Source organism: Geodermatophilus sabuli, from assembly GCF_010686765.1.
Lineage (GTDB): Bacteria > Actinomycetota > Actinomycetes > Mycobacteriales > Geodermatophilaceae > Geodermatophilus > Geodermatophilus sabuli_A.
Map to the genome: position 1 here is coordinate 95,055 of NZ_JAAGWF010000002.1, position 11,403 is coordinate 106,457.

Annotated in this window: 10 protein-coding genes; 7 read left to right on the top strand and 3 right to left on the bottom strand. The window is 76.4% G+C overall.

Going from position 1 to position 11,403, the window contains the following annotated elements:
- The first annotated feature begins 29 nt into the window (after positions 1-29).
- On the top strand, positions 30-887 hold the full coding sequence (locus GCU56_RS00630; RefSeq protein ID WP_163479570.1) for an aldo/keto reductase: 858 nt from the start codon (positions 30-32) through the stop codon (positions 885-887).
- On the opposite strand, the gene GCU56_RS00635 is transcribed toward GCU56_RS00630, so the two are convergent.
- Complete coding sequence (locus tag GCU56_RS00635) at positions 860-1,309, bottom strand: VanZ family protein (protein WP_163479571.1); 450 nt, start codon at positions 1,307-1,309, stop codon at positions 860-862. The genes GCU56_RS00630 and GCU56_RS00635 overlap by 28 nt on opposite strands.
- Positions 1,310-1,418: 109 nt before the next feature.
- Here GCU56_RS00635 and GCU56_RS00640 point away from each other — a divergent pair, with 109 nt between their 5' ends.
- Positions 1,419-1,880: a DUF3237 domain-containing protein gene (locus GCU56_RS00640; RefSeq protein ID WP_345771558.1), complete on the top strand. Its 462-nt coding sequence runs from the start codon at positions 1,419-1,421 to the stop codon at positions 1,878-1,880.
- Between the two features lie 21 nt (positions 1,881-1,901).
- On the opposite strand, the gene GCU56_RS00645 is transcribed toward GCU56_RS00640, so the two are convergent.
- Positions 1,902-2,288: a nuclear transport factor 2 family protein gene (locus GCU56_RS00645; protein ID WP_163479573.1), complete on the bottom strand. Its 387-nt coding sequence runs from the start codon at positions 2,286-2,288 to the stop codon at positions 1,902-1,904.
- Between the two features lie 87 nt (positions 2,289-2,375).
- Here GCU56_RS00645 and GCU56_RS00650 point away from each other — a divergent pair, with 87 nt between their 5' ends.
- The 4 genes from GCU56_RS00650 (at position 2,376) to GCU56_RS00665 (ending at position 9,203) form a co-directional block, all read left to right on the top strand.
- The gene (locus GCU56_RS00650) at positions 2,376-3,581 is read left to right on the top strand and encodes an AI-2E family transporter (protein ID WP_345771559.1); all 1,206 of its coding nucleotides are present in this window, start codon (positions 2,376-2,378) and stop codon (positions 3,579-3,581) included.
- Positions 3,578-3,973, top strand: a complete 396-nt coding sequence (locus GCU56_RS00655) for a YybH family protein (RefSeq protein WP_163479574.1) — start codon at positions 3,578-3,580, stop codon at positions 3,971-3,973. Before GCU56_RS00650 ends, GCU56_RS00655 begins: the two co-directional genes overlap by 4 nt.
- A gap of 65 nt (positions 3,974-4,038) precedes the next feature.
- The gene (locus tag GCU56_RS00660) at positions 4,039-4,605 is read left to right on the top strand and encodes a gamma carbonic anhydrase family protein (protein ID WP_163479575.1); all 567 of its coding nucleotides are present in this window, start codon (positions 4,039-4,041) and stop codon (positions 4,603-4,605) included.
- A gap of 32 nt (positions 4,606-4,637) precedes the next feature.
- A complete protein-coding gene (locus GCU56_RS00665) occupies positions 4,638-9,203 on the top strand; it encodes a cation-translocating P-type ATPase (protein WP_163479576.1) in 4,566 nt (1,521 codons plus the stop codon).
- A 9-nt stretch (positions 9,204-9,212) separates the two neighbouring features.
- Here GCU56_RS00665 and GCU56_RS00670 read toward each other — a convergent pair whose 3' ends face one another.
- Positions 9,213-10,064: an SDR family NAD(P)-dependent oxidoreductase gene (locus GCU56_RS00670; RefSeq protein ID WP_163479577.1), complete on the bottom strand. Its 852-nt coding sequence runs from the start codon at positions 10,062-10,064 to the stop codon at positions 9,213-9,215.
- Between the two features lie 317 nt (positions 10,065-10,381).
- Between GCU56_RS00670 and GCU56_RS00675 the strand changes: the two genes are divergently transcribed.
- On the top strand, positions 10,382-11,359 hold the full coding sequence (locus GCU56_RS00675) for an ABC transporter substrate-binding protein (protein ID WP_163479578.1): 978 nt from the start codon (positions 10,382-10,384) through the stop codon (positions 11,357-11,359).
- Positions 11,360-11,403 lie beyond the last annotated feature (44 nt).

Consider the following 11,403-nt stretch of genomic DNA (forward strand, 5'->3'; position numbering starts at 1 on the left):
CGCGCGGCCGACCGCCCTAGGCTCCGGAGATGATCCCGCGGGCGCCGTTCGGCGCGACCGGACACGAGTCGAGCCGGGTCGTCTTCGGCGCGGCAGCGCTGGCGAGCGTCTCCAAGGGCGAGGCCGACCGGGCGCTGGAGGTGCTGCTCGAGCACGGCGTGAACCACATCGACGTGGCCGCCGACTACGGCGACGCCGAGCTGCGGATCGCCACGTGGCTGCGGCGTGACCCCGGCGGCTTCTTCGTCGCCACGAAGACCGCGGAGCGGGGCTACCGCGCCGCCCGGGAGCAGATCCGGAGGTCGCTGGACCGGCTCGGCGTCGACCGGGTGGACCTGATCCAGCTGCACAACCTCGTCGACGTCATCGAGTGGGAGGTCGCGCTCGGCGCCGAGGGAGCGCTGGAGGCCGCCGTCGAGGCCCGCGAGGAGGGGCTGGTGGGCGCCATCGGCGTCACCGGCCACGGACTGTCCGTGCCGGCGATGCACCTCCGGAGCCTGGAGCGGCACCCGTTCGACTCCGTGCTGGTGCCGTACAACGCCGTCCAGATGCAGGACGCCCGCTACGCGGAGACCTTCGAGGAGCTCGCGGCCGTCTGCGCCGAGCGCACCGTGGCCCTGCAGACCATCAAGAGCCTCGCCCGGCGTCGCTGGGACGGCCGCACCGCCACCGCGGCGACCTGGTACGAGCCGCTGCGCGACCAGGCGGACATCGACCTGGCGGTGCACTGGGTGCTCGGCCGCCCCGACGCCTTCCTCATCAGCACCGGCGACGTCGAGCTGCTGCCCCGCGTGCTCGACGCCGCCGAACGGTTCCAGCGGCGCCCGTCCGACGACGAGATGGCCGCGCTGGCCACCCGTCAGGAGGCCTCGGCCCTGTTCGTGTAGGGCATCCCCCGCGGGCGGCGCAGCTCCCGCAGCCCGGCGACGGCGAGCCCGGCGAGCACCGCGCCCGCGGCGTTGAGGGCGGCGTCGACCGGTGAGACGACCCGGCCCAGCGGCAGCGCCCACTGCAGCAGCTCGATGCCCGACGCCGTCCCGACGGCGAGGCCGGCCAGCCGCAGCGGCGTGCCGAGGGCAGGCCACCGGAGGACGGCGAGGACGCCGAGCGGCACCAGCAGGACGGCGTTGCCCAGCAGCTGCCGGAGAGTCGCACCCGAGTCCAGGCCGGTGGCGTACCAGCGCAACTCGGTCAGCGGCGCGCCCCACGCCCAGCCCGAGCCGCCGGCCGGGGTCAGGGTCAGCGCGGCGACCGCGAGGGCGGCCAGGACCAGGGCGGCGACGAGTCCCCTGCGGCGGTCGGCGTCCATGGGCCGACGGTGCCCCGCCCGGCCGGGAGCCGGCTGCGAGCTCCCTGGCCGGGAGCTGTCAGGCGGTCGGGCAGGATCGCTGGGGCCAGCCGGAGCTCCAGGAGGACCAGTGACCGTCGCCCCGCCACCCCTGACCCACGTCCTGCACCTGGAGGTGACCGTCGACCCGCCGATCGAGATCGGGCCGACGCCCGCCGGGCAGCGCCGGGTCATCCCGATCACCGGCGGGACGGTGTCCGGGCTGCTCACCGGGCGGGTGCTGCCCGGTGGCGCGGACTTCCAGGTCGTCCGCACCGAGACCGAGACCGTCGCCGAGGCCCGGTACGTGCTGGAGAGCGACGAGGGCGAGACGGTCTACGTGGAAAACCTCGGCCTGCGCACCGGCTCCGCCGAGGACATCGCCCGGCTCCGGCAGGACCTCCCCGTCGACCCGGCGCGGATCTACTTCCGCTCCACCCCGCGCTTCGAGACGACCGCGCCGCGGCTGGCGGCGCTGACCTCGCACGTCTTCGTCGGCTCCGGCGTCCGGCACCCGGCCGGTGTCGTCTTCGACTTCTTCCAGGTCGGCTGAGCCGGCGCCGGCCCGGCCCGGTCAGCCGGGCAGGCGGGTCGGCGCGTAGGCCAGCAACTGCCACGTCCCGCCGGCGCGGGTCCAGACCGCCAGGGCGAGGTTGTCGATCGTCTTCGGGACGCCGTCGACGTCGACGTCGGCGGTCATCCGGCCGACCACGATCGCGCCGTCCCCGGCGACCGCCGCGCGCTCCACCGGGTGCTCGATCCGCCGGTACACGTAGTAGCCCGACCGCAGCTTGGCCAGGTACTCCTCGCGGGTGTCGCGCACGCCGCTGGAGTGCGTGTAGCAGAGCGCGGGCACGAACAGCTGCTCGAGGGCGGTCAGGTCGCCGGCCACCATCGCGGCGTAGCGGCGGTCCTCGGCGTCCAGCACCGCCTGCACGTCGTCGTCCGGTTCGTCGGCCATGGCCCCATCGTGTCCCCCGTCGACCGGCCGGGGGACACCGGCCCCCGCTAGCTGCCGCCGGCCGGGGCCAGGGGCTAGCGTCCGCGCGTGGACGGGAACCGGCCCGCCGCGGCCCCGGTGGCCGGGCGCCTGCGCGAGCGGAGCACCGACGAGTCGGGCTGGCTCACCCAGCCGCCGTCGTGGCTGCGCCGTGGCGTGGTGTTCGCCCTGGTCGCCGTCGCCGGCTACCAGGTGGCGGTGTGGGCGTTCACCAACCTGCGCGGCTTCCTCGGTCTGTTGTTCCTGGCGTGGCTGTTCTCGATCAGCGTCGAGCCGCTGGTGGGCCGGCTCGAGCGCCTCGGGCTGCGGCGCGGTGCGGCCACCGGAATCGTGCTGTCCGCCCTCGTCGCCGTGCTGGCCGGCTTCGTCGCGGCGTTCGGCTCACTGCTGGTGGAGCAGCTGACGTCGTTGTTCACGGCGTTGCCCGACGTCGTCCAGGACGTGGTGACCTGGGCCAACTCGACGTTCGGCACCGCGCTCGACCCGGGTGACGTCGTCGCGTCGCTGCAGCTCACCCCGGCGCGGATCCAGCAGATCGTCTCCGACCTCACCCCGGGAGTGGTCGGCATCGTCACCACCCTGGTCGGGCTGGTCTTCCAGGTGCTCACCTTCCTGCTGTTCGCCTTCTACATGTCCGCGGAGGGACCGGCGCTGCGCGCCACGGTCGCCCGGCGCTTCCCGCCCCGGCAGCAGCGGTTCATCACCACGGTCTGGGCGATCACGGTCGCCAAGACCGGTGGCTACGTCGTCTCCCGGCTCGTCCTGGCCGCGATCAGCTCGGTGGCGACCGGGCTGTTCCTCCTGCTGCTGGACGTCCCGTACTGGCTGCCCCTGGCGCTGTGGACCGGCGTCATCTCCCAGTTCATCCCGACCATCGGCACGTACCTGGCGATCGCGGTCCCGGCGCTCATCGCGCTGTCGGGCCAGCCGATCGACGCCCTCTGGGTCGTGGTGTTCGGCGTGGTGTACCAGCAGGTCGAGAACTACCTGCTCGCTCCCCGGGTCACCGCACGGACCGTGGCGATCCACCCCGCGGTCGCCTTCGGCGCGGTGATCGTCGGTGCGGGTCTGTTCGGGCCCATGGGGGCGCTGGTGTCCATCCCGGTGGTCGCCGCGATCGAGGCGGTCATCGACACCTACGGGCACCGCTACGAGCTCGTGGGCGAGGACCCCGACGTCCCCGACGTCCCCGGGGAGCGACCGCACCGGCCCGCCGATGAGTCCGCGGCCGGACGCCGGTCGGACCCGTCATGAGCGACGACGATCGGCAGATCCGCGACCTGGTCAGCCGCTGGGCGGCCGCCGTGCACGCCGGCGACCTGCCGGAGGTCCTGGCCGACCACGCCGAGGACATCGTGATGTTCGACGTCCCGCCGCCGGAGGACGGCGTCCGCGGCATCGACGCCTACCGCGAGGTGTGGCCGCCGTTCTTCGAGTGGCAGCGGTCGGGGGCGGTGTTCGACATCGTGGAGCTGTCGGTCACCGCCGGCGCCGACGTGGCCTGGGCGCACGCGCTGCTGCGCTGCGGCACCCCTGAGGAGCTGGCCGAGCGCCCCGGCGGGCGGCTCCGGCTGACCCTCGGGCTGCGCCGGGAGGGTGGCCGGTGGGTGGTCGCGCACGAGCACCACTCGTTCCCGCTGCGCTGACCGCCGTCCCGCCGGTGGCAGGCCGGCGACCTGCCCGGCGACGCGGGCCGCCTACGCTCCGGCCCGTGCCGCTGTTCTCCTTCGAAGGCCGCGCCCCGCAGGTGCACCCCGGGGCCTGGATCGCACCGACCGCCACGCTGGTCGGGGACGTCGTCGTGGAGGAGGGCGCGTCGATCTGGTACGGCGTTGTCCTGCGGGCCGACTTCGGCCCGATCGTCGTCCGCGCCGGGGCCAACGTGCAGGACAACTCGGTGCTGCACGGCGGCGACGACCCGCCCACCGAGATCGGCCCGGGTGCCACGGTCGGGCACCAGTGCGTCGTGCACGGCGCGGTGATCGGCGCCGAGGCCCTGATCGGCAACGGCAGCACGATCCAGGACGGCGCCCGCATCGGACGCCGGACCTTGATCGGGGCCCACAGCCTGGTGCCGCCCGGGGCGGAGATCCCCGAGGGCGTGCTGGCGCTCGGCTCGCCGGCCCGGGTGCGCGGCCCGCTGACCGAGGGCGCCGCGCGCTGGGTCGACGGCAATCCGTCGATCTACCAGGCGCTGGCCCGGCGACACGCGGCGGGCGTCGCACCCGTCGACGCGGCGAGCGTCGTCCAGGAGGCCGATCGGGTTCCGCGGGCGTAGCCTCCGCTGGGCAACCTGCCCGAGGGACGCCGATGGCCGTGCTCCGCCGCATCGACGCCGCGCGCAGTGCGATGGGGACGGCCACCCGTCTCCTCACCGCCGGCGCGGCGATGGCGGCCGTGCCCGCCGTGGCCACCGCGGGTCTGCTGGCCGAGCCCGCCCGCGCCGGGGCCCGGCTCGCGCGCGCCGCGGCCGGAGCGACCGCCGCGGTCGCCGGCGGCTCGGTGTCCCTCGCCCGGACCGCCGCGGTCTCCGGCACCCGCGCGGTCGGCACGCTGGTGACCGGCGCCGACCCGATCCCCGACGGCCACCTGCGGTCGCTGGCCGACACCGCCCGCGGCATGGTCGAGTCGCCCACCGCCCGCCGCACCCGCCGGGTCTGGGCCGGCTCCGGGCACGTGCAGGTCGAGGTCGCCGCGCCGTCGGCGGCGGACCAGCCGGAGGTGCGGCGGGCCCTGCGCCGGCACCTGGAACGGCTCGAGGGCGTGCAGTGGGCGACCGTCAACGACGTCGTCGGACGGGTGCTCGTCGCCGTCGACGACCGGCGCGTCCGCGTGGAGGACGTCGTCGGCGCGGTGACCGCGATCGAGCAGGCGCGCGGCGGGCGGCAGGTGTTCCCGCAGGCCACCGACCACCCCGCCGACCTCGAGCCGCTGCTGGCCGCGGTGGCCGCCGCCGCCGTGGACACCGCGGCGGTCGGCGTCGCCCTCCTGGGCCGGGTGCTCCCCGTCCCCGCGGTCTCCCGGCACGTCACGCTGGCGATGGCGCTGCTGGACAGCCAGCGCTGGGTCCGCGACGGGCTGGAGTCGCGCCTCGGCGTCATCGGCACCGACCTGCTGTTCAGCGGGACCAGCGCCCTCCTGCACGCGCTCACCCAGAGCCCCACCATCCCGGCGCTCAACGCCGCGGCCGCGCTGCAGCAGGCGGTCGAGATGCGGGCCCGGCGGCAGGTGTGGCGGCGCCGCGAGCAGGAGCTGTGCCTGCCCGAGCCCGAGGACCCGGACAGCCCGGTGGAACCGCCCGGACCCCGGCCGGTCCCGCTGCCGGCCGGCCCGGTCGAGTCCTACCGGGCCCGTCTGCAGCCGATCGCCCTGGCGGCGTCGCTGGCCCTCCTGCCGCTGACCGGCCGTCCCGGGCGCTCGGCGGACATGCTCAAGGCGCAGAGCCCCAAGGCCGCCGGGCTGGGGCGGGAGTCCTTCGCCGCCACGCTGGACCTGCTGATGTGCCGGCGGGGCGTCCTGCCCATGGACGGCTCGGCCTACCGCCGGCTCGACCGGGTGGACACCGTCGTGCTCGACGGTGCCGCCCTGTGCACCGGACCCCCGGTGGTGATCGAGGCGCGGGCCACCGCCGAGGACTGGGACGACGGCGCGGTGTGGAGCGCGGCCGCCCGGCTCCTCGCCGCGCCCGAGGGGGACGGCGCCGGGGCGGCCGGACGGCTGCGGCTGGGGCCCGCGCGCGCCGCGGCGGACGCCCCCGGCGGCGCGGTCCACAGCCTGCTCCGGGGGCGCCGCCGGGTGGGCGTGGTGACGGTCGCCCCCGAGCTGGACCCGTACGCGGAGGCGCTGCTGGACGCGGCCGCCGGCGCGGGGCACCGGCTGGTCCTCACGCCGCACGTGGGCACCCGCGAGGTGGCCGGCAGCGCCGACGAGGTGACGCCGCCGGACGAGCCCCTGGCCGCCACGGTGCGCCGCCTGCAGGGCGACGGGCGCAGCGTCCTCGTGGTCACCGCGACCGACGGGCCCGCGCTGCTGGCCGCCGACGTCGCGGTGGCCCCCGTCCTGGCCGGGCACGCCCCGGCGTGGGGTGCCGATCTGGTGACCGGGCCGGGGCTGGCCGACGCCTGCCGGGTCGTCGAGGCGAGCCTGCCGGCGCAGGCCGTCAGCCGCCGGTCGGTGACCAGCGCGCTCACCGGCAACGTGCTGGGTGGCCTGCTGGCCGCGGTCGGCAGCGCGCGGTACGGACAGCGCAAGGCCACCGCCCCGGGCAAGACGGCCAGCTCCTGGGCCCTGGCCGACGGCGCCTGGACGGCGGTCCGGGTGGCCCGGCGGCCCGAGCCGTTCCCCTCGGTGCAGACGCCGTGGCACGCCCTCGACCCCGACGACGTGCTCTCCCGGCTGGCCGGCCTCCCCGACACGTCGGCTGCCCCGCGCGGCCGCATCCCGCGGGTCGTCGCGGCCGTGGCGGCCACCACGCCGGTCCGGCTGCCGGTGCGCTTCGCCCGCACCGTCGCCGCGGAGCTCGCCGACCCCCTCACCCCGGTGCTGGCCACCGGCGCCGCGGCCACCGCCGCCCTGGGCGAGAACACCGACGCGCTGCTGGTGGCCGGCGTCACCGTCATGAACTCCCTCGTCAGCGGGCTGCAGCGGCTGCGCGCGGAGACGGCGCTGGAATCGCTGCTGCTGGAGCAGGACGTCACCGCGCACCGGGAGACCGACGGCGGCACCGAGGACGTGCCCGGCAGTGCGCTGCGCCTCGGAGACGTCGTCCGCGTGGGCGCGGGGGACGTCGTGGCCGCGGACGCCCGCCTGCTGGAGGTCACCGACCTCGAGGTCGACGAGTCGGAGCTGACCGGCGAGTCGGTCCCCGTGACCAAGGCCCTCGCGGCCACGCCGGGAGCGGAGGTCGCCGACCGGACCGGCATGCTCTTCGACGGCACCACCGTGGTCGCCGGCAGCGGGCGCGCCGTCGTCGTCGCCACCGGGTCGGCGACCCAGGCCGGCCGCGCCGCGCGGGCGGCGGGACGGGCCACCGCACCGCCCGGCGTGCAGGCCCGACTCGGTGAGCTCACCCGGGCGGTCCTCCCGCTCACCCTCGCCGGCGGCGCCGCCGTCACGGCCCTCGGCGTGCTGTGGCGCCGGCCCCTGCGCGAGGCGGTCGCCGCGGGCGTCGCGGTCGCGGTCGCCGCGGTGCCGGAGGGGCTGCCGCTGGTCGCCACGGTGGCGCAGCAGGCCGCGGCCCGGCGGCTGTCCCGCCGGGGAGCCGTCGTCCGCAGCGCCCGGGTGCTCGAGGCGCTCGGCCGGGTGGACACGGTCTGCTTCGACAAGACCGGCACCCTGACGGAGAACCGGCTGCGGGTCGCCCGGCTGGTCCCGCTGGACGGCGAGGACGGCGACGGCGGCGAGGAGGCGGTGCTGCGGCTGGCCGCCGCGGCCGTCGCCACCGGGGACGCGCAGGCGCACGAGACCGACCGCGCCGTCGTGGAGGCGGCCGACGAGCGCGGGGTGACACCGGACGGCGAGCCGGACGCGGGCGTGCCCTTCGCCGCCGAGCGGGGCTTCTCCGCCGCGGTGCGCGACGGCCGGCTGGTGGTCAAGGGCGCCCCCGAGGTGGTCCTCGACCGGTGCAGCGGCGCCCCCGACCTCCGCCCGGAGGTGCAGCGGCTCGCCGGTGCGGGCCTGCGGGTGCTCGCCGTGGCCGACCGGGACCTCGGCCCGGAGGTGCCGGGCGACCTGGACGAGGCGGCCCGCGACCTGCGGCTGCGCGGGCTGGTGGGTCTGGCCGACACCCTGCGCGAGTCGTCGGTGGCGGCGGTCGAGCAGCTGCGGGCCGCCGGGATCCGGGTCGTGCTCGCCACCGGTGACCACCCGGAGACGGCCGGTGCGATCGCCGGGCAGGCGGGCCTCCCCGACGCCGACCGCGTGGTCACCGGCGCCCAGTTCGCCCGGGCGACCGACGCCGAGCGGGCCCGGATGGTGCGCGAGGGGACGGTGTTCGCGCGGCTGTCCCCGGAGCAGAAGGTGGCGCTGGTCGCCGCGCTCCGCCGGGCCGGCGCCACCCTGGCGATGACCGGGGACGGGGTCAACGACGCCGCCGCGATCCGGCTCGCCGACGTCGGGATCGGGGTGTCGGGTGCCGAGTCCCCGGCCGCACGGGCCGCCGCGGACCTGGTGCTCACCGACCTGGACCTCACCCGGCTGGTCGACGCCGTCGGCGAGGGCCGGGCGATGTGGCTGCGGGTCCAGGACGCCGTGTCGATCCTGGTCGGCGGCAACGCCGGCGAGGTGGCGTTCACCGTCCTCGGCACCGCGTTCGGTGGCCGGGCGCCGCTCGGGACCCGTCAGCTGCTGCTGGTCAACCTGCTCACCGACATGTTCCCGGCACTCGCGGTCGCCGTCGCGGCGCCCCGGGCGGCTGTCGCGGAGGACTCGGACGGGCCGCTGGCCGGTCACCCGCTCGAGGCGGTGCTGCGGGCCGGACCGCAACGGGGCTTCTCCGCCGCCGTCCGCCGCATGGTGCTGGTCCGGGGTGCGGCGACCGCCGCCGGCGCCACCGGCGCGTGGGCCGCGGGCCGGCTGACCGGCCCGGCCGGACGGGCCGGGACGATGGGCCTGGCCGCGCTGATCACCACCCAGCTCGGGCAGACCGCCTGGGCCGGGCGCCGCAGCCCGCTGGTGCTGCTCACCGCCGCCGGGTCGCTGGCGGTGCTGGTCGCCGTCGTCCAGACCCCCGGCGTCAGCCGGTTCTTCGGCTGCACCCCGCTGGACCCGCTGGCCTGGCTCGTCGTGGCCGGCTGGGCCGCCGCCGGCACCGCGGGGGCAGAGCTGGTCCCCGCGCTGCTCGCGCGGCTGTCGTCCCGGGAGCCCACCGGCGGGTGAGCGCGCGGCTCACCAGGTCAGCGGGGGAGTGGGCGGGGACCCGGCGATGATCTCCTCCGCCCGCTGGCGGATCGCGGTGTCCCGGGCGTCGTTGGTCAGCACGTAGAACCGCGACGTCCGGATGGCGTCCACCACGAGCCCGGCGACCTCGTCGGGCTCCTTCGGGGGTGCCGAGCGGGCGTGCAGATCGTCCCGGGCCGCACGGGTGGTGGCGCTCGTGTCGGCGGGCGGGCCGGCGTCCGGCGGCCGGTTCCGCGCCGAGTCGTCGAAGTTGGTGCGGACGGCGCTGGGGCACAGCACGGTGACGCCGACGTGGGAGCCGGCCTCGCGGAGCTGGAAGTGCAGGGACTCCGAGAGCGCGACGACGGCGTGCTTGGAGGCGCCGTAGGCCCCCAGCGACCCGGCGAACAGGCCGAACACCGAGCTGACGTTGACGACGTGCGCGGCGTCCTGCTCCTGCAGCACCGGCAGGAAGGCGCGGACGCCGTGCAGCACGCCCCACATGTTGACCCCGAAGACCCACTCCAGGTCGCCCAGGGGCACCTCCCACAGCGGGTCCTGCGAGCCGCCGACCCCGGCGTTGTTGCACAGCAGGTGCACCGCGCCGAACTCCCCGACCGCGGCGTCGCGGAGGGCCTCGACCGACGCCCGGTCGGCCACGTCGGTGACCACCGGGAGCACCTGGGCGCCGTCCCGGGCGAGGTCGTCGGCGGCCGCCTGGAGGACCGGTGCCTCGACGTCGGCCATGACCACCTTCATGCCCTCGGCCGCGAACCGGCGCGCCAGCCCCAGCCCGATCCCGCTGGCCGCGCCGGTCACCACGGCCACGCGCCCCTGCGCCACGACGTCCTGCGCGCCCATCCCGGTGCCTCCCGTCCGCGCCTGCCGGCGCTGCCCGTCCCCCGCGGTGCGAGCGCCCAGCGGATCGGTTGCGTCCCCAACCCTGTCGGCTGGTCACGGCGCGGTCAAGCGGCTCCTCCGGACGGCGTCCACGCACCAGGCCGCGGTGGCGGCCGGATCCGGTCCGGAACTCAGCACGGTTGCGGTCGCAACTCTGCCCTTGACAAGGGCAGTGACCCACGCCACGTTGTGCGCACCGCGAAGCTGCGCGGACCCCACGAGAGCGAGGCATGATGCGCGACCCCAGGCACGGCAGGTCCAAGCCGGCGGCGGCCGTAGTGCTCACCGCGAGCGTCTCCCTGGTGCTGGCCGCCTGCGGTGGCAGCGACGAGCCCGAGACACCGGCCGCAAGCGGCTCGTCGAGTTCGGCCGCGGCCGAGCCGGTCACGGTCGAGGTCGGCGTCATCCCGGTCATCGACGTGGCCGTGCTCTACCTCGGCCAGGAGCAGGGCTTCTTCGAGGACCGCGGGATCACCCTGAACTTCAACACGGGCCAGGGCGGGGCCGCCCTCGTCCCCTCCGTGGTGAGCGGCGACTACCAGTTCGCGTTCAGCAACGTCATCTCGGTGATGCAGGCCCGCGAGCAGGGCCTCCCGCTGCAGGTCATCGCGCCCGCCGCGTCGAGCACGGGTAACCCGGACTTCGGCATCAACTCGATCATGGTGATCGACCCGGCCATCCAGGACGCCGGGGACCTCGTCGGCCGCCGCGTCGGCGTCAACACGCTGAACAACCTCTCCGAGGTCGTGCTGAAGGTGTCGGTCGAGGCCGCGGGCGGGGACCCCGAGGGCGTGCAGCTCGTCGAGCTGTCCTTCCCCGACCAGGTGACCGCCCTGTCCTCGGGCGACATCGACGCGTTCGTCTGCGCCGAGCCGTTCTGCAGCATCGCCGAGGACGCCGGTGCCCGGGTCATCGCCAACCCCTACGACGACCTGGCGCCCGGCGAGCAGATCGCGTCGTCGGCGTACTTCTCGACGGAGCAGGCGATCAACGAGGACCCCGACCTCTTCGCGCGGCTGCAGGAGGCCATCGCGGAGTCCCAGGAGTTCGCCCAGGAGAACCCCGACGAGATCCGCGCCCAGCTGCCCAACTTCACCACGCTGGACCCCGCGCTGATCGAGACGCTGCGCCTGCCGCAGTTCAACGGGACGCTCCAGCCAGAAGAGCTGCAGGGTCTGGCCGACGCCTCGGTGAAGTACGGGATCCTGACCGAGGAGCCGGTCCTGGACGAGGTCGTCTGGACGCCGGACGACTAGACGCCGGCAGGGGCGGCCCGGACTCCCGGGCCGCCCCTCGCGCG

Coding starts and splice junctions, on each gene's coding strand:
- GCU56_RS00630 (WP_163479570.1), top strand. CDS start 30: ATGATCCCGCGGGCGCCGTTCGGCGCGACCGGACACGAGTCGAGCCGG.
- GCU56_RS00635 (WP_163479571.1), bottom strand. CDS start 1,309: ATGGACGCCGACCGCCGCAGGGGACTCGTCGCCGCCCTGGTCCTGGCC.
- GCU56_RS00645 (WP_163479573.1), bottom strand. CDS start 2,288: ATGGCCGACGAACCGGACGACGACGTGCAGGCGGTGCTGGACGCCGAG.
- GCU56_RS00655 (WP_163479574.1), top strand. CDS start 3,578: ATGAGCGACGACGATCGGCAGATCCGCGACCTGGTCAGCCGCTGGGCG.
- GCU56_RS00665 (WP_163479576.1), top strand. CDS start 4,638: ATGGCCGTGCTCCGCCGCATCGACGCCGCGCGCAGTGCGATGGGGACG.
- GCU56_RS00670 (WP_163479577.1), bottom strand. CDS start 10,064: ATGGGCGCGCAGGACGTCGTGGCGCAGGGGCGCGTGGCCGTGGTGACC.